Genomic DNA, 18,713 nt, shown 5'->3' on the forward strand with positions numbered 1-18,713 from the left:
ATGATTTCTAAAGAAGATTTTAATAACTGGCGGGTAGGCATGGTTGTTTACCTCAAAAGCAATAGCCAGCTGATGATTGTAGAGCGTTTCTTTATGGACGACTTTAGCGATAGATTTTGCGATAGGTTGGAGTGCTCATTGTACGAGGGGTTAGAATTAAAAAAGGCCATTTTTACATATGATGATATTGAGATTTTAGGCGTTAATATCTCTACTGAAACTAATGAATAACCTCTCCCAAAACCTCTTTTAACGGTACTGTTTGGTATTAAAACGTACCGTAAAATAGCATTTCATGATGGTTACCAACTTAAAAAACTGCGTTTAAATCAAATTGGTGTTGTTTTAGGCAAGCAATAAGGCAGTATCTACCTTTTTTGAAAAAAAAGTGGGGGGAAGCGACAATTAACTCCGTTTTTGATTTGAAAAATATTCAAATAATGTAAAAAGTTTAACGGGGAGCTTCTAAACTTTCTTCAAGCCCTTGGTCCAAAAGGCCGCCTGCCGAGGGCATTTGAATATGCTGATTTTGATAGTTTTTTAGGCTGATATTAAAAGACTTTAATGTATCATTATCAAATTTTCGTTCAAAGTGTGCGTGGGGGCGACAAATAGGGCTTTGTCAATTTCAGAATTTTTATTTATTTTTCAAATCACAAAATAGTATTAAATACCTCTCCTTATCAATGATAGATGCATATGTGAGACTTTTCATAAAGGTCATTTTGAGCAGTCTTATTCTTTGCTCAGTATCGATGCAAATAAAGGCAAATGATTACAGCAAAGGAGAATTGGCTTTTCACAATAGTCAGTTTTTTAAATCAGAAATTTATTTTCGTAACGGTTCAAACTGGTATATCCGAAAAAAACAACCATATCAGGCAGCCAATACAATAAACCGTTTGGGGGAAAACCTTCGTATATTGGGTAAAGAAAAAGAAGCGGAACAAATTTTAATTCAAAATGAAAGTCGGATTTTAAAATTGCCAAATCATTCGCTTTTACTGGCTCAATGTTACGATGTTTTGGGAGAGCTGAAATATTATAAATCTGATGTTGAACAGGCTGGTTATTACTTCAAAAAGTCGTTAGAAATTAAAAAGAAAGTTTTGAAAGAAAACGATGCAGATTTGGCTTTATCCTATTCAAACATGGGGCGATATTACAATTACGCTCAACAGTTGGATAGTGCAATGTTTTTTACAAAAATAGCTTATCTCATTATTAAAGGTCATCCGGCCAATAACAACTATGTAAACTTCGAAAGGATTTATTGTGAATACGCATACGCAGTTAAAGAAAAGGTTGTCGATAAAAATAAGCAGGATTGGTACAACAGCACGTTAGTAAGGCCTATTTTGGCGGAGGCATTAAAATATAACCAACGCCGTTATAGGAAACAAAATTATTGGTTAGCTATTGTTTTGCACAGCATCGGCAATACTTACACAGACGAGTTAAATAAGACCATGGGGAGTAAATCAGATTTGGATAAACACCAAGGAACTTTATATTATCGGAAAGCTTTAAAATACTATTCAAGTGCAATAAAAATATTTAAGTCATTAATTCCCGAAGAAAACCCTCGGTTGTCGATGACCTATTATGTTAGAGGATTGGTACACACTTATTATGGAGCAGACCCCAAGTTAGCCTTAATTGACTATCAAAAGGCAATTCGGCAAATCATACCTCAAACTGATACTATTCATTACTTAACGCTGCCTGTTTTAAAGGAACCTCCTTATAATATTCATCAATATTTATCCCTTATTTCATTTAAAATAGATGCCATAAATAAACTAAATAAGGGTTCAATAGGAGTGGTATTTGATAAAATCATCCTAAACTACACAGACAATTTAATTGTCGTTTGGGCAGAACTAATTAATAATTATAAATTAAATTCCAATAAAGATATTACTACCTACTACTTTAAACCTCCTTATGGAGTAGCGTTAGATGTTTGTATAAGTCTATATGGTAAAACAAAAAACAAAAAATATTTAGGTAAAGCTTTATTTTATATTGAACTATCTAAATATAGTGCATTCTTCAAACAGAGAATGTCAAGTACTTTGCATGTGGAGTTATTTCTGAAATCGGCAAAAGAAAAATCACTTGACATTCATAAAATTCAACAAACAATATTACCCAATGAAGCCATTTGGGAAATATACGATGACATTGATGCAATATACACATTAACAATTATCAGGAACGATGTACAGTTACGGCGTATTGCAATTTCAAAATCCGACATTGAAAACTTCGAATTGTTATCAAAATCAGACCGTTTATTGCATAAAAATTATAAAGCACTGGCTTTTAGTACATTTTTAAGGTTAGGACTAAATAGTAGCATTTTCAATAATGTAAAAAATATTAATGTTATTCCGGGGGTGACTTTTTCTTATAACATCCCATTTGTCGGGTTGACTTCGTCATTAAAGGGGGATAGTTTTAAAACATTGGATTATTTAATTTATAAATTTAATTTTCACTATTCACTATCTATTCTTATTGCAGCGCAATTCAACCGCCCCATCATTAAATCAAATGGTTTTGAAATATTGTATTCTTCGCCGTCAAGTCTATCACCGTTACCGTTTACGAAAAATATGGTCAATGAAATGAAATCAGTTTATAAAGCTAAATTGGTCAATAGCAATTTGCCTTTAAAAAATATTTTAAATGATTTTAACAATCAGAACTTGATACATATTGCAGCACATACAATAATAAATAAAAACAATCCCGATGAATCTTATATCGTTTTGGATAACCAGCATCTTAAAATAACAGAAATATATAAGTATTCAACAAATGCTAATCTTATAAGTTTAGGTTCGTGCGAAACTTCAATCGGGAAATCTAATCCCGACGCTGGGGGGGTTCTGAATTTTGTTAGGGCATTTACATACGCTGGTGCCCATTCGATCACTTCAACGCTTTGGAAAGTGGATGATGAAATGACCTCTAAGATTTATACAGATTTTTATTCAGGGTTATATAATCACGAAAATAAGATGAACGCTTTACATATAGCTCAAATAAATTATATAAATAAAGCGGTTACTGATGCTGCAAATCCGTATTATTGGGCTGGAATTATTTTATATGGTAATATTATGCCGATAAACCTCCAACGTAAATAGCAGTGACTTTTAGCCTTAATTTCTTTATCATAACAATTATATATTATTGAAAACGGACTTTATTAATTCAATTAAATCGGGTAAAAAGGACGTGCTATTGGATGTCTATAAAAGATACCGAAATGATTTCGTTCGTTGGGCGGTAACAAATTATAACGTTTCTATAGAAGAAGCGAAGGACGTTTTCCAAGATATAATTATTTCGTTATATCAGAATGTTATGGACGGTAAGTTAACTGAACTTAATTGTGAACTTAGGACATTTCTGTATCAGATAGGGAAATTTAAGTTATTGAATTTAAAGAAAAGGGAGCAACACAAAACACTATACGAAGAGGACTTTTTGTATAAAACTCAAATTGGAGTTGATACCTTTTTCGATACGGAGGAAGAAAAGTACATCAATCACAAATTAACTAATTATTTAACTCATTTATGCGAAAACTGCCGTACACTTATTGATTTGTTTTACATCAAAGAACTCCCGCTAAAAAAAATAGCCAAGGTTATGGGCTATAAAAGCGAAGACGTTGCAAAGAAGAAGCGTTATGAATGTTTTAAGAAATTAACAGTTATTTATCAAAAAGAAAAACAAAGTGGAGCACACAGATAGGTCTTTTTTTGATGAAATAAACGATTATCACCTTGGTAATCTTTGTGTTCAGGATAAGTTATTATTCGAGGCGAGGCTTGTCATTGACCTTGAACTGGCAGAAGCTTATAAAGAGTTTTTGGGCACTTTAAAAATAATAAAGAAGCAAAATATTCATAACTTAAAAAATGATTTCCAATTATTGGATGCTGTTTTGGATAAAGAATTATTATCGAATCAAAAGCGCAAACCAGTTATCCTTTATGTAGCCGCTACTTTGGTTGTTTTGCTGTCAGTAAGCATAATATTCTTCCACCAGAATAAATTGGATGAACCCGCAAAGGCTTATTACGAAAAAGATATTGGGTTACCTGTTGTTATGGGTGAAAGTAATAATAATCAGTTGGACAGGGCAATGTCTTACTATAAACTCAATGATTACGAAAAGTCAAAAAGTATTTTAACATTATTATCCAGCCAAAAAACAACAGATACGCTAACTTATTACATTGGTGTAAATGATTATGAATTAGGACAATATAAAAAGGCAATCAATTTTTTTAAAAAGGTTGATAAACAATCAACTTTTTATGATAAAGCTCAATACCGTTTAGGATTATCGTACTGGCAAGTAAATGAAATAGATAGTACACAACAGGTTTTTATTAACTTGAAATCACCAACCTCTTCTTACAGCATTCAAGCTGAACTTATTTTAAAAAAAATAAAATAAGTGGTTACCTTTTTGTTTTTGGATTGATATACTCACAACCAACCGCTAATGAGTGTGATTATTTGTTCTATGAAAACAATCCCTGTTATTTTATAGGTATTTATTTTCGAAAACAAATATTCTATTGTTATCGAGCTTAGTTAAACAATTTAATACAACAGTAATAACTTTAGCCCTATCGATAATTATAATTCTATACTACACACATTAACGAAGGAGCTAAGCGTTGGTTCTATCGGTCAGAATGTTGGCTTTTATACTCTATTTGCTTTGCTTTGCTGGGTACTGCGTGTACAACTTAGACACGTCGATAAAAATCGGAAGCGATATAATAAATAATTTTATAATTTCAGGTTCGTGCGAAACTACAATCTGGAAATTTATTCCTGATGCTGGGGGATTCTGAATTTATAGTTAAATAACACCAATATTTAGTGCTGTTTGAACTACTCTACCTGTACCATAACGTTACGGATTTTAACACTGGCCGGAGGCCGGGTTGTCAAAGTGATAAAAATTCAGGCAGTTAGCCAAGGATTGAAGATAGTTTTTTGTTTTTTAAAATAGGGTCAAAGAATGGGGCGAGCCAATAAAACAGGAAGAATGTGGCAACGACTGGTATGTTACTTGGTCGGGAATTGGTGTAAACGGTACTGATAAAGAAATTATGTTTACCTCAACCACTGCATGTAATAATTGCACAACGGAAGACCCGTTTAAATTTGAAGGCGTTACCTGTAATTAATATTAGTTATGTTAGAAAATAGTTTAAACGCTCTCGCTCTGGCATTAACCTCAAATATTTGGGAGAGCAATTCAAAACCTTATCAACACTTATGAAAAAATTTAGTTTATTAACCCTCACGATACTATTAGTTTCTTGTTCCAATCAACATCAAACAACTCAAAATACTGATACTACAAAAATTGTATCGGTAACCCCTAAAGAAAAGCTTAAAACCCTTGAAGAGGTTAAAATGGCGTTAATAGATGGTCGAAACGAAAAAGCAGATATTTTCTTAGGTAAACCTGATATTAAGGGTCGTGTTATGGAAAATAACGCTTATTACATTGTTTATTTCGATAGGGTAACAAGCAAGGGCCAAGTCAAAAACCTTCTGTTACTCATTAATGGTAGCGGAGGGATAGACAAAACATCTCCGATTAATTATATAGATGCTATAAATGATGGACAGATTATTAGTGGAGTAGCTAACGGTTTCATATGGTTAAAAATAGGTAAAAACAGTATAACCAGTAATTGTGGAGGGCTTACAATTTGTACTGGTGATACTGACTGGAGCAACATTAGTATTAGTAACGGCTCAAATTTAATACACAAAGTAACAGCCGCTAATTCTCAAATGATTCCTTCCAATAAAAAAGATAGTGTTGAATTGACTAAATATTGGCATTTACATACACGAGAATTATCTAAAATAGATGGTACTTATTCAATACTCGATAATAGCAGTGATAAATTTACTCTTGATGGAGGTACAACTTATTTTGACCTAATCGGTCAAACTTTTATAGACATTATATTAAAAAAGGAATCTGAAAATAAATATAACTTATTCCTTTGGGGCTTACACGAATCAAATAGTCTCAAAGACAATTACTTTGATAAATACTCACAAATAATACCAGTAGCTACAATTATAATTAAAGACAATCAATTGATATTTCATTGGTATGGGTTATATAATCAGGTAACAAAGAAGAGAGATTGGACAGAATTGGATGAAATGCCAAGCAAGGATTATATCCTAAAAAAAGGTTTATAAAAAGTTAAATCCTAGTTTAAGACCTTAATGCCCGATTTTACGGGCATTTTTCGTTAGGTCGTTTTGTCACGATTATGTATCAGTACCTAAATCGTAAAAATAGTTGTCAACTATGCATGAAAAGTTGTCAAAATGGGAGAAAATAAAATAGAAATAGTGCCTCACATACACAAAAAATAACTTTCGGTAACGGTTGCTTTTGGTGCACAGAAGCAATCAATTAACAAATTGTTAAATTAGAAAACTCACAATTCCAAATAGCTTAACAGAGCTCACAAAAAATACGTCACTAGATGCGTCATTTAAGCAAAAAAGAGCATGATTATGTGGTAAATTTTTCTTCTTACCTTTCTTCAAACTCTTTTATTTGATTGCTGTATAAAATTGCTGTTTTTCGTTCTTTTTAGACTGAATTAAGGGCTCATTTTTACTGTTCCTTTGGTGATTAAGAGTTAATTGTTTATTGCAGCAATCCCTGTATTGAAATATTAAGTTTGTCTATGACATCCTGCTCAAAATCATCTAAATAAATGGCTGTTATTCGGCCGCCATATTCGTGATCTAAATCTTCGGCAATCAATTCATTTAAATACCCCATATGCTTTTTCAAAGTTTTCCAAGTATGCCGGGCTACATAAATATAACTTCTTTTTGCAAATGCACTATCACTTTAGACTATACCTTAATTGAGTAGCGGTTTTATAGAACGTTGGCAATAATAAACCTGTTTCAAAGCTTGGAAATACACTATTATTTTATTATATTTATATACCCTAAAATAATAGCAATATGAAAATTTTATATACACGCATTAGTACCTTAGACCAGAGAACAGATAGACAAAGAATAACAGAAAAGAATTTTGATTTGGTTTTTGAGGACAAAGTATCGGGTTCCATTCCATTTTTCGAAAGACCGGAGGGAAAGAAAATCTATACACTTCTTTTAGAAAATAAAATAACAAGTTTATCGGTATGGCAGGTAGATAGATTGGGAAGGAACTTATTGGATATACTTTCAACCATCAAACTTTTTACTGACAGTAAAATCAATATAAACTTTATTGACCAGTCATTAAATACACTGTTAGAAAATGGTTCTGAAAATCCAATTGCCACTATGTTTATTAGTATGCTTGGCTGTATCGGTCAAATGACCAGAAACCAGATTCTTGAAAATCAAAAACAGGGAATTGAGATAGCTAAGATTAAAGGAACCTACCGGGGCAGAAAAACTGGTTCAATAGAAACGATTAACGATTGGGCTACAAAAAATAAAGTGAATAAAGTTAAAGTCCTTCTTAGCAAAGGTGTGTCTTATAAAATGATTCAGGATACTTTGGATTGTTCGCCTAATTTTATTGGTAAAGTAAAGAAGAACCTTTTATCGATAAAGATGTAGAATATTCGTAATTATTCGCTTTGGAACCTAAAGTCAGTAGATATTATTCAATTTGAGAGAATAGATAGTTATGTCGACAACCCATTCGAAGAGTATATGTCTTAGAATTATTGAATTGTGTATAATAATGTAAAATATTGTAGTTAATTGTATATCATATTGTATACATGAAAGTTGTGGTATTGAGTATGTCTTTGTAAATTAGATGATTACCTAGTCTTACAAAGTAGTTATGTAATGTTAATATAATTGTTTACTTATGGTAATATTAACTTTTAATAATCATCTGCAAAATGAAAATCACATTAACTATTTTATGTATGATAATGTTTCATTACCATGTTTTAGCGCAAACATTTAGTAGAACTATAATCTCCTGTGATAAGAGTTATAATATATCCTCCCACCTTCAATCTGATAATTTCTTAGTCGTAAGAATTACTCATGTAGAAAATAGCGATACAAGTTACCGGGAATTTTCAACAAAGACAACAGATATGGAAATTTTTGCTAAAGTTTTCCAGCAAGAATTGTTGCTATTTATTAATGATACAACTGCCTGTAGTACCACTCAAAGTGAAGAAATAATGGGAATTGGAAGAAATATTTTTCTAGCAATTATTGCGGCAAATACAAGCGACTTAACCCCTTTAGCCGGAATATTGCATTTAGAAGATACAGTTACATGTGTCAATATAGACACAAGTTTGCATGATCAAAGGGATGTAAAGACTAAAGGTAAAGTGTTGAAAATGAAATTTGAAATTAATAATGACTATTTAGAAAATTTGAAAGTATATGTTTTAATTAATAACAAATTGTATTATTTCACTAATGATTATGGAATTGGAATTAGTAATTTGAAAAATATAAAATCATTTCCTAAAACCTTTCTGTTTTCCCTGCCTAACTCAACAGGGCTAAATTATAAAATAAGCTTGGCAAACATATTGAGTTATGACTATGAAATAGCTTCTAATCGAAGAGATTACAGCCCACAAGATATTTCAACAGAGGTTGCAGGTGGTCAAGAAATTAAACTGTTTAAAGATGCTACTAATAAGTTATTTGAGGCGCAAATTTATACCGACTTTCTGGGGCTAAGCAATAATCGTCCAAACGGTTTAATTCAAACTGAAATTAGCAAAAACATTAACATTAGTACTGTTCAAAAAGCAATCCCAAAGCCGTTTGACTTAATTGCCCATAGTGTTGGGAGTTTTCAGTATGCTAGTCCCAATGCTACTTTATCGAAAATTGAGCAACATAATAAATATCTAGTTTTAAATGATTTAGATTCTTTAAGAGCCAACCCCGGAATAATTGACACTGCAAGACTGAAAACTACTAAACATAGATTTGCAACACCTTTAAATTTGTATCAGTATCAAACCTTTTCAGCTGGTATGGATATCAACGTTATTACTTTATCTAACCATGATTTAAAGTATAATTTTTATTTGAATATTGGTGCTAAACTTGGAATTACAAGTGTAACAGACTCCTTAACAAATATTAAACAAGGTATTATCAAAAAGACGGGGTTTGTAAGTAACTTTTCTATAACGACTTTACAATGGTATCCATCAATAACTACGAGTTTTTTCCCTGAAGAGCGTTTTAGTTTTACTTTTTCAGAGAAATTCATTCATTTAAAAGCTTATAACAATTATACAGAACTGCTATCGTTTAATACAAAAAACAGTAAAATTTTAACCACAAATACTCACTCGTGGTTAAATATTTTAGAAATGCTTATCACAATTAAAGTGAATTCAGAAAGTAAGCTCTTTGGTCGTATTCGCTACAATTATGAATTAAAAAATGTTGACAACAATTTTGCGCAAGTTCAAGTTGGATATTCTACTTATATTTTAGGTAGAAGATGAATAGCTGCTGCCATAGGGCGTTTAAGTTTCAAAACATTTTTGCTCTCATTTATATTACTTGGTGAAAAAATTTTCAAGCCTAAGGTTTTAGTCTTAGGGCTACATTAAAAATATAGGTTTGGAAAATTGTAGCTTTAAAAAATCGAATCTCTCCTAACCGCAAAACACATATCTTATTGTGGTGCTTTAATTCATAGTATTAATCATCATCTATTATTGTTAACCTCTCTTTAATAACTCATGAAAAGAGTTGCCTTTTTAATTATAATTTAAAATAATACAAGTAAATATGTTCTTAAATAAATATTGCCGTTAAGTCAAAGATTATTAAAAATCTTAGTTTATATTTAGCCCTCAGGCAATTTTCAATTTAAAACCCTAGCCTTTTCAGAATTACATTATGCGAATTTTACACCTAACTGACTTCCATTTTCAATCAGGAACAAAACATCAATATGAGCAATCTAATGTCATCGATGCCCTTGCCGCAAAGCTTGGAACTGAAACCCCAATTGATTATTTAATTTTCTCGGGAGACCTCGTTCAGTCCGGCGGCAAATTATCTGATTTTGAAAAGGCAAAAGGATTTCTTATTGATAAGGTGTTGGAAAAAGCGAAAATTCCGACTGATAAAGTATTTATTTGTGGGGGGAATCATGACGTTTATCAAGGGCAGGAATTAATCCCAATAACCGATGCCTTAAGTAAGCTTAAATCAAATGAAGACCTTGAAAAGTTTGTGAAAGAGCAGGGCGGGAAATCATTTAAGTTGAGCTTAGAGGGAATCAAAAATTACATTCATTTTGAAAGTAAATTTTATGCTAGCCACGGAGAAATTGGAAAAGATGTTTTGTCAAGTTTATACACTTTACATTATCGAGTTGAAAATGGTAAGCGAATAGGAATAGCCAGTTTCAACTCGGGGTGGCGAGCTCTTGATTCCAAAACTGATCGTGGTAATCTTTTGTTCCCGATATCACTCCTAAAAAATGCTATCAATGAATTAAAGAATAATTCTGATTTTAGAATTGCAATTATTCACCACCCGATAACCGATTTTAAAGACTGGAACTCATCGGAAATAGAAAATTTAATCCATTCAGAATTTCATTTGCTTTTTTCGGGGCACGTACATCAAAAAAAACAGTCATTACATATATGTTCCGATGAAGGGATTTTGTGCTGTTTTTCTCCCGCAACATTAGCTATAGATAATTGGTCAAATATTGGGTTTACCATAATTGAAGTTGATTTAGAAAGTTATGATGTAAAAATAGAATCAAGGAAGTATGATAAAGGGGAGAGATTCTTTTATAACTTACCTGAAGTATTTGAAGGTTCGATTCCTGTTAATACAGAAAAAAGAGAACAAAACGGTTTTAGAAAGACTCTGAAAAAAAGGTATTACGAAGTATTAAAAAGAGCTAATGAATTGTTTATCTCAAATTACGACATTGAGGGTAGGGGATTTATAGATTTATTTACCGACCCCATATTAAAAAATAAGACAAAAGCTCAAATTGCTGAACAGAAATCGGATAGCAGCAAGTTTTCGTTAGAATCGATAATTCAATCAAATGAAAATTACGTTGTTTTTGGTAAAGATAAAGCTGGGAAAACATCTATTCTTTTTAAGATACAATTGGAACTTCTTTCAAATTTTGCACTTTATAAAACATTACCAATTTATATTGATTGCAAAGAATTTAAATTATCATCTACCATATTTAATCTGCAAAACTATATCTCGCTTTTCTATGAGTTAAATAAAAATAACAGCGATAAATTACCAGAGAAGTATAATATACGGCTATTACTGGATAACTACGACCCTAACTTTATCGCATTCAACGAGGTTATTGATTCTTTATTAAGTATACATGAGAAGATGTCGTTTGTGGCAACAACGGAAGAAACGCTGCTAACCTCGTTTGATATTTATCATTTTGATGGGCGTACTTATAAAAATATCATTATTCAGGAAATATCTCGAACGGAGGTTAGAACATTGGCAAATAAGTGGCCCAATCTTACAACTGAAAAACGAGAGTTAATTTTAGAAAAGATTTTTAAAGTTCTGGCTCAACTTAACATCCCTGCTAACTACTGGACTGTCTCATTGTTTATTTGGGTTTTTGAAAAAAATCAGGAAGCTAACATTAGGAATAATTTTGAGTTAATACAATATTATGTTGATGACCTTCTAGATAAAGATAAACTCATCCATGATAAAGCACTAAAAATTGAATTTGAGGATTTTAAAGAGTATTTAGCCGAATTGGCGTATTATCTCGTTAAAAATCATCATTCTTTTGGATATACAGCAACTTATGCGGAGGTGGTAGTTTTTACTCAAGAGTACATAGATAAAAATAAAAGATTTGTAATTACGGTGGAAGAAATTCTTCAAATACTTTTATCAAAAGGTGTAATTCGGAAAAATGGCGTGAGTCGTTACACCATTAGGTTAACAGGAGTGTTTGAGTATTTCATAGCTTACTATATGAAAGACAATTCTAAATTTCGAAATGGAATTATTGATGATGACCACTATTATCTATCATTTAGTAATGAGCTTGAGTTGTGTGCTGGTTTTAATAGAAAGGACAAAGATTATGTTGTACGGATTTTTAACAAAACAAAAAATATTTTCTCAGAGCTAACCGATTTATATTCATCTGTCTCCATAGACAGAACTCTTGAATTAATAGTGTCGAGAAATCTTGAAAACCCAATTGAGAAATTGGCTCAAGATATTAGGGGCGCACTTTCCTTGGAAGCCCAAGATAATGCATTTATGGAATTACAGAGCACTAACAATAAACAAACCGAAGTCGTTCAGAAGAAGTTTTATGAGGTAATTGAAAAGACCGAGGTTAATCTCGAAAAATCATTATTTATATTATCTCGGGTATTCAGAAATAGCGCACTTCTGGACGATAAGCTCGATGAAGAAATATTGAATTTTATTTTACAGGCTTCATGTATTATCGGATTTAAATTAGTAGAAGAGGTGAAAACGGAAATTTCTTATGATGGTGACCAGTCAAAAGAGAAGCTGATGATACTTTTGATGTCAACGTTTATGCCGCTGATTGTACAAACATTTGTATATGATGCGTTGGCACAGGCAAATTTGGAGCGCATCGTTTTAGCCAAAATTAAAGAGCTTAAGCCTTCAGTAAAATTCGATAACCAATTCAAACTTTTAATCTTATACTTTATGCTTGTGGATTTAAATCTAAAAGCAAATAAAAATTATATTTCAGAAGCGATGGAAGTAATTAGGATAGGCGTGTTGAAACAAACAATCTTACTGAAATTATACGGCTATCTGATGTTCGATTGTCGCCAGAATACACCTTTGGAAGCCTTTCTTAAGACTAAAATTCAGGAACAATCTCTGAGCATAAGCTCAAAGACCGATTTAGGAAAGGTTCAACAAAAAGTAGCTAAAATCATTAACACAAAAAAAAATAAAAAGTAAAGCTATAGTACGTTTAAAGTGCGTCAGTTAAACAAAAAAGAGCTTGATTATCCGGTAGGTTTTCCTTGCCTTTAATTAAGCTTTTTTGTTTGATTACTGTATACAATCGCTGTTTTTCGTTCTTTTTAGACTGAATTAAGACCTCATTTTACTGATCTTTTGGTGAATAAGGTCGGTTGGTTTATGCGCTGTTGAGACATCTCTGAAGTTATCCTTTTCGAGATTCTGCTTAGAAATAGGTAAAAAGCTATCGAAATGGGGTAGGCAAATGTTATTGGTGCAAATGCTTTTTTTGTTTTACAAATAATTATTTAGGTGCAGCGGTACGTTTAATTACTTTACCTGATACATCAAATAGAATTCTTTCTCCCGTTGAATATGTACTTAAATAGCCAATCTGAGTACCCGCACTATTATATAAATTATATTTTTTACTAACAGCATCTTCATATTTAAGCGTTAAATATTCACCGGTATAATCCCCTTTGATATCTTTTAGATACTTCGGTAAATGTACATTAGAACTATGAGCAGCTGCTAATGACGGATTAGCGATAAAGTAGTCAGAATTCAATGATTTTATTATATCAGAATTTAAATATTTGATGGTTTTAACGTAATTATTATCTTCATCAAATAGTCTTCCAGTATTATCTGGATAGATTGTCAAGAATCCCACATACCTATTTGCCTTGTAGATGTTGTACACGATATACCTTTCCGATTTTCTGAAAAGTTTAAAGAATATGCCAGATTTGAAACCGGAATTATCACTGGAATAATATTGGGTAGATGAAATATTTGAACTTGCACTTTTGTTGTAATAGCGGTTTAAATATATTTCTTTATTTGTAGTGGCAACTTTACCTGTATAAGGGTTTTTATTTCCCGGATAATTGTAATTGTTATTGGGGGTTTTATCCTTAATGTGAACCTGAGCCGTAACTAATATTGCACAAAGTATTGGCAATATGGAGAGGATAAATTTTTTCATTATGATTGTTTTTTAACAAGCTCAATCGTTTTATTGGCTTGCATTTACAAATATTTTAGATCGTTTGTAAACTGGTAATGTCAATTCTCAAACTTTCAAAAAATGCACACAAAATGAATGCTTTCAAGTCTAACCATAAACTGGATTTTGAAAACCAACAATTTCAATATATTAAAGGAGATTTAGTATAGGGATTTTAGTAAATTGAGATAATATTATTCAAACTCATCACTATCTGTCAAAAAATGAACCACATTTTTTGCATTTAAACCTAACGACTTTCCTGCCATTTATTTTTCCAGTACGGTATAGTTCTGCTCCTAAATTTCGGCAAATAGGACATGTCGTACCGTTACCCACTTTGGCATTGTAAGACATTCCATAATAAATTCCGCCACCAACAATGCATAGTAAAATTAAAAAAGTGCCCATATTAATGTTAACGTTTTGATTTATTTTGAGCGATTACATGACCGAAATTATCTAATAATAATCTATCACCATTGGCGTAAACTAATAATGTCCCTTTTTGAAAATCATTACCATCATACAAACCGTATTTTTTCACCGTATCATCTTCCTCAGACAGCTGTAGGTATTCACCAGTGTAATGACCTGTTTTGTCTTTTAAGTATTTCTTTTTAGCTAACAAAGCATTTTCAATATGTTGATTAGCTCTTTTGGTAGCTGCTCTTTCATCAGGTGACGGAAGAGGCGATTCCAATGGGTTTCGAGAAATTCCGCTATTAGTACCGGAATTATTGTTTGGATAAGTTGTTGGGTAGGTTGTAGGCGGGTACGTAGCCGTTGTTGAAACGGAAGTACTGTTTAAACTTAAACCAGAAGAAGAATTACTGGTAGATGAGGTGCGATTGTAATAATTATTTAAATAAGTATCCGGGTTGCCAATAGCGACTTTACCAGTATAGGGATTTTTGTTGCCGGGGTAACTATAATTATTATATGGGCTCTTATCGGGACTTGAACGGGTGTAAGGTGCAACGTAAGTGCCATTGCTACGGGTATAACCCCTAACATGTACTTGGGCAAAGGTAGCCAGTGTACTAAGTGCAACTAATAGTAATAGGATGAACTTTTTCATTGTGATATGAGTTTGGTTTTATATTTAATATCTGTGATTAGCCTTTAAACTGTTTTTTAAAGAATTTTTCAAATCGGTGGTAGGTAGTTTTAAAGTTAGATTTATCCCATAATGAATCATATTCGCCCCATACTACCCTAATTGTATTATCTGCAAAAATGAAATGGATATCATTTGCCTTTAATACACTCGTATTAACCTCGTCTAAAACAATCTTATTATCTTCTATGGCAGCTGATAGCTTTTCAAATAAAGTTTTTGCTTCATTATACTCAAAGTGATAAAAACTGTAATGTCTGTAATTGTAAAATACGAATACTAAACCCTTTTGATTTAGTTTCGGGCAGTTATATAAGACAGTGGTCAATTCACCGCTCTTAGCGGCTGTAATAGCGTCAATCTGGTACCCTGTGAGTTCATTGTCTGTCAATTTCAATACGTTCCGGGAAATGAAAACCTTAGTAAGGTACTCGGTAGTTGCTTTACTGTATTCTTGGGCAAACAGTTTATCTAATCCACCTTGAAAATTATTAGCATTGAATTGAGCATGTGCAGAAATTGAAAAGGATACTAATAGAAATAGTAGGAGTTTTTTCATTGTGAATTGGTTCGGTTTTTTTACGAAGGTATCCAATTATAAATTATGTACTATACTTTTTTTGGAGACCAAGGATGATTTTATTGAAATCATCATTTATAAATAACGAAGTCACATAAGTTTTATACATTAGAAGACTTAAACCAACTAACTATAATGGATACCTTCAAATTTAACGTGCAAAGTTCGGATGTGAAAAAAGAGCCGTACGAGGTTCAATTTTTCATGGTGGATGGTGTATTTTCTGGAAGTTGTGAATGTGGTGCCGGTAAAAACGGTCAAGCCTGCGGACATAGAATAGATGTCTTAGAAGGCAAAAAAAAACCTGTTGATTACAGCGAAAAAGAGCTACAAACTGTCTTGCAATGGTATCTGAACAGTGATTTAAAAGTTAAAGTTTCAGAGCGGAATACCTTGGAGGAGGATTTAGCTATTCTGAAAAAGAAAGTTGAATCTGTTAAAAAAGAAATCTCAAAACTACTTAACAGATAATGATAAACTTACCTGAAAACTTTACTTCCCGGCATGTCGGGGTTGCAGCGGAAGCATTTGCAGCAGCACAATTTGCAAGGCTTGGATTTGATATATCAGTTCAATATGGTGCTGACCAGCCGGAGTACGATTTAATGGTTTCTAAAGGAGATGCCATAATAAAAGTGTCCGTTAAAGGCAGTAAAGATGGTTCTTGGGGGTTGACACAGAGTTATTGCAAAGAAGCTAATTACCACGCTGCTGCTGATACTTGGATATTAAAACATCGGCCAAAAACAATATTTTGTTTCGTTCAATTTAAAAACGTTCAACCTGACCAATTACCACGATTGTATTTAGCTACCCCTATTGAGGTGGTTAAACGATTAAAAGAAACTGCAAAAGGTAGAGGCGACACCATTCTATATGAGGATTATACTTATGTTAGAAAAAATGCTCATGGGTATGGTACTACTGATAAGATACCGGATGCATGGAGATTTAGTGAAGGATTGGTTAACAATCTTTTACATCGAATTTCTTAATTATATTTGAAAGTAAATTCATAATAACCTTATCAGCACATCGTTTAACAAGAATTATAATGGCAAAAGAAATATTTTCGATAACGATTACACATCCGTTCGAGCAGTCGTCAGAGGGGGCTTTACGTGTTAGTATTGGCTTTAATGAACAAGAGGCGATTGCTAATATTAATTCATCACTTGCATCTAAAAATCTTAAATATCGAGGCGATTCCCCATTATCGTACCAATATAATAATGATGGGAGCGTAACTATTACAGGTATTGCTGGAACTTTTATTCCTGACGCTCCTGCTATTATATCAGTGCAGATATAGAATTAAATCTCTAGATTATTGCTATGCCAATCCCACAAAACATAACCAGAGAACATATTTTTCAGGCAATGTTAAAAACTAAAAGAGAAGGTATTCCCCCTCACAGAGGAGCAAGAGAATGGGCATTGCGTTATGAGAATGAAAATTACCCATGTAAACTGCTTATATCTTGGGGGAACTATTACGCTAACGGTATTGAACTGAATCCTGACCCTGCTAATTTTCAGACATATATGGCACAGGAATTTTTGCAGGATTTGGGCTTTGAGATAGTTGCTATCTAATCAATCTTTTTCTGTTCAAGTTGCTGGATATAGTTGTGCATTTTTTCCCTTTGTGTGTCAATCTCAAACATGGTGAATGCTAACTTTATACATATACCGAAAATAGCAGCGTAATCTATATTTTTACATTGGCTACGACTTAGCCCAATGCCATAAAAAGGGTTATATAAAAAATGCTACAAGTGTTGAACTTTTAATAATATTGAATATAGTGCGCTATGAAACTTGATTTACAGCATAGAGCCTTTTTACGAAACGAGCTTATGCGTTTAGGGCATTCTGAAAGCATTGCAGATAGTAACCAAAATTTAGAAATATTGGCAGAGGCTCTTTTTAAACTTATTGAAGAAAATGCCAAAGAGCCTTATACTACTCAGCAGGATAATGAGGCTAAACTGATTGTCCAAATGGTGGCTACAAAATTGCTTAGTTTGAAAGAGATGCTAAAAGGTATCTCATACGATAACGGAAAAGGATTCAGATTAAATAATATTATTGATCCTACTGTTATTGCCGGGGTCGTTAGAATAATTTATGAAACAATATCAATGTTTAACATAATTTATGTGATACCAAATTCATCTGATGAGAGAGTTATCCTTTATAATTTATGGGTAATTGCGGGCTTGAAATACCGGCAAAGATTTCAGCTAACCACACCCGAAAACAGCCAAAAACAAACGGATGAAGCAGATACTATTAAAACGCTAATAGATGAAATTCATAACACCGGTCTTTACCAGTCTAACGTTGGTAACTTTCAGTCCGCTACGGATAGGATGATAAAAGATAAGGATTATAAAATCTTATTTGAAAATGGTAAAGGAAGAATTTTAAGCTGGCAAGATATTTCAATACATATGGGCTTGGATAGTGCATTATCCGATTCTATGTACACATATTATTCTTTTTATTCCCACCCTTCTAATGTGTCAGTATTTCAGTTCAGAGATTTGTTTGCATCAACAACCTCTTTTATAAGGATGAGTTTATTTAACGCTGAGCATGCAATCAAACTAATTAGTCACTTTATTGCCTCATTTATTGAATATTCACCGAAGGCTTTAACATATTTTGAAGCATTACCTTTACTACATCAGGTGATTATAAACTACCACGCTTCATTAATAAGAAAGCAGAAAAATCCAATTAATGATGCACTGAATAACTTAAATTAAGATAGGTTGATTTGCTCGAAAGCATCTCTCAGACCTTAATTTAAAAATCAGTCGCTACTACTAAACGAGACCTGTGAGAGGATTGGAATCTCGCCCCCAAAGTCTGTCAGTTCAAATAATAAACCACTAATTAATTCTAAAAGTAAGAAAGGGACGGCTGATTAAAGTTAATCATAG

General features: G+C 32.5%; 17 protein-coding genes. 13 read left to right on the plus strand and 4 right to left on the minus strand.

Features of this window, described 5'->3' with window-relative positions; translation table 11 throughout:
- The 5 genes from AC1D0K_RS14775 to AC1D0K_RS14795 all read left to right on the plus strand — a co-directional run bounded on the left by AC1D0K_RS14775 (position 1) and on the right by AC1D0K_RS14795 (position 6,270).
- Positions 1–231 carry a YodC family protein gene (locus AC1D0K_RS14775; protein ID WP_477399930.1) on the plus strand — a complete coding sequence of 77 codons (231 nt, stop codon included), beginning with the start codon at positions 1–3 and terminating at the stop codon, positions 229–231.
- A gap of 455 nt (positions 232–686) precedes the next feature.
- A complete protein-coding gene (locus tag AC1D0K_RS14780; protein WP_477399581.1) occupies positions 687–3,158 on the plus strand; it encodes a CHAT domain-containing protein in 2,472 nt (823 codons plus the stop codon).
- 46 nt (positions 3,159–3,204) lie between these two features.
- Positions 3,205–3,771: a sigma-70 family RNA polymerase sigma factor gene (locus tag AC1D0K_RS14785; protein WP_477399579.1), complete on the plus strand. Its 567-nt coding sequence runs from the start codon at positions 3,205–3,207 to the stop codon at positions 3,769–3,771.
- Entirely contained in the window at positions 3,755–4,483 is a 729-nt protein-coding gene (locus tag AC1D0K_RS14790; protein WP_477399577.1) for a tetratricopeptide repeat protein, read from the plus strand. Before AC1D0K_RS14785 ends, AC1D0K_RS14790 begins: the two co-directional genes overlap by 17 nt.
- A gap of 836 nt (positions 4,484–5,319) precedes the next feature.
- Positions 5,320–6,270 carry a hypothetical protein gene (locus AC1D0K_RS14795; RefSeq protein WP_477442787.1) on the plus strand — a complete coding sequence of 317 codons (951 nt, stop codon included), beginning with the start codon at positions 5,320–5,322 and terminating at the stop codon, positions 6,268–6,270.
- A gap of 460 nt (positions 6,271–6,730) precedes the next feature.
- Here the strand turns inward: AC1D0K_RS14795 and AC1D0K_RS14800 are convergent, their stop codons facing one another.
- On the minus strand, positions 6,731–6,868 hold the full coding sequence (locus AC1D0K_RS14800) for a hypothetical protein (protein WP_477442789.1): 138 nt from the start codon (positions 6,866–6,868) through the stop codon (positions 6,731–6,733).
- 191 nt (positions 6,869–7,059) lie between these two features.
- Between AC1D0K_RS14800 and AC1D0K_RS14805 the strand changes: the two genes are divergently transcribed.
- The 3 genes from AC1D0K_RS14805 to AC1D0K_RS14815 all read left to right on the plus strand — a co-directional run bounded on the left by AC1D0K_RS14805 (position 7,060) and on the right by AC1D0K_RS14815 (position 13,047).
- Positions 7,060–7,671 carry a recombinase family protein gene (locus AC1D0K_RS14805; protein ID WP_477399988.1) on the plus strand — a complete coding sequence of 204 codons (612 nt, stop codon included), beginning with the start codon at positions 7,060–7,062 and terminating at the stop codon, positions 7,669–7,671.
- A 293-nt stretch (positions 7,672–7,964) separates the two neighbouring features.
- Positions 7,965–9,560 (plus strand): hypothetical protein, encoded by a 1,596-nt coding sequence (locus AC1D0K_RS14810; RefSeq protein WP_477463075.1) that lies wholly within the window; start codon positions 7,965–7,967, stop codon positions 9,558–9,560.
- A 400-nt stretch (positions 9,561–9,960) separates the two neighbouring features.
- Positions 9,961–13,047 (plus strand): metallophosphoesterase, encoded by a 3,087-nt coding sequence (locus AC1D0K_RS14815; protein WP_477394872.1) that lies wholly within the window; start codon positions 9,961–9,963, stop codon positions 13,045–13,047.
- Positions 13,048–13,354: 307 nt separating this feature from the next.
- Here the strand turns inward: AC1D0K_RS14815 and AC1D0K_RS14820 are convergent, their stop codons facing one another.
- The 3 genes from AC1D0K_RS14820 to AC1D0K_RS14830 form a co-directional block, all read right to left on the minus strand.
- Positions 13,355–14,041 (minus strand): hypothetical protein, encoded by a 687-nt coding sequence (locus AC1D0K_RS14820; protein ID WP_477442795.1) that lies wholly within the window; start codon positions 14,039–14,041, stop codon positions 13,355–13,357.
- 439 nt (positions 14,042–14,480) lie between these two features.
- On the minus strand, positions 14,481–15,143 hold the full coding sequence (locus AC1D0K_RS14825; RefSeq protein ID WP_477394876.1) for a hypothetical protein: 663 nt from the start codon (positions 15,141–15,143) through the stop codon (positions 14,481–14,483).
- Positions 15,144–15,180: 37 nt separating this feature from the next.
- Positions 15,181–15,741, minus strand: coding sequence for a hypothetical protein (locus AC1D0K_RS14830; protein ID WP_477394878.1), 561 nt, complete (start codon positions 15,739–15,741; stop codon positions 15,181–15,183).
- A gap of 156 nt (positions 15,742–15,897) precedes the next feature.
- Between AC1D0K_RS14830 and AC1D0K_RS14835 the strand changes: the two genes are divergently transcribed.
- The 5 genes from AC1D0K_RS14835 (at position 15,898) to AC1D0K_RS14855 (ending at position 18,536) form a co-directional block, all read left to right on the plus strand.
- On the plus strand, positions 15,898–16,233 hold the full coding sequence (locus tag AC1D0K_RS14835) for a hypothetical protein (protein ID WP_477394880.1): 336 nt from the start codon (positions 15,898–15,900) through the stop codon (positions 16,231–16,233).
- Entirely contained in the window at positions 16,233–16,757 is a 525-nt protein-coding gene (locus AC1D0K_RS14840) for a hypothetical protein (protein WP_477394882.1), read from the plus strand. Before AC1D0K_RS14835 ends, AC1D0K_RS14840 begins: the two co-directional genes overlap by 1 nt.
- 59 nt (positions 16,758–16,816) lie before the next feature.
- The gene (locus AC1D0K_RS14845) at positions 16,817–17,074 is read left to right on the plus strand and encodes a hypothetical protein (protein ID WP_477394884.1); all 258 of its coding nucleotides are present in this window, start codon (positions 16,817–16,819) and stop codon (positions 17,072–17,074) included.
- Positions 17,075–17,097: 23 nt separating this feature from the next.
- Positions 17,098–17,358, plus strand: a complete 261-nt coding sequence (locus AC1D0K_RS14850) for a hypothetical protein (protein ID WP_477394886.1) — start codon at positions 17,098–17,100, stop codon at positions 17,356–17,358.
- A gap of 218 nt (positions 17,359–17,576) precedes the next feature.
- The gene (locus AC1D0K_RS14855; RefSeq protein ID WP_477394888.1) at positions 17,577–18,536 is read left to right on the plus strand and encodes a hypothetical protein; all 960 of its coding nucleotides are present in this window, start codon (positions 17,577–17,579) and stop codon (positions 18,534–18,536) included.
- The last annotated feature ends 177 nt before the right edge of the window (positions 18,537–18,713 follow it).

It is taken from the genome of Mucilaginibacter sp. P1_A3, assembly GCF_056406855.1.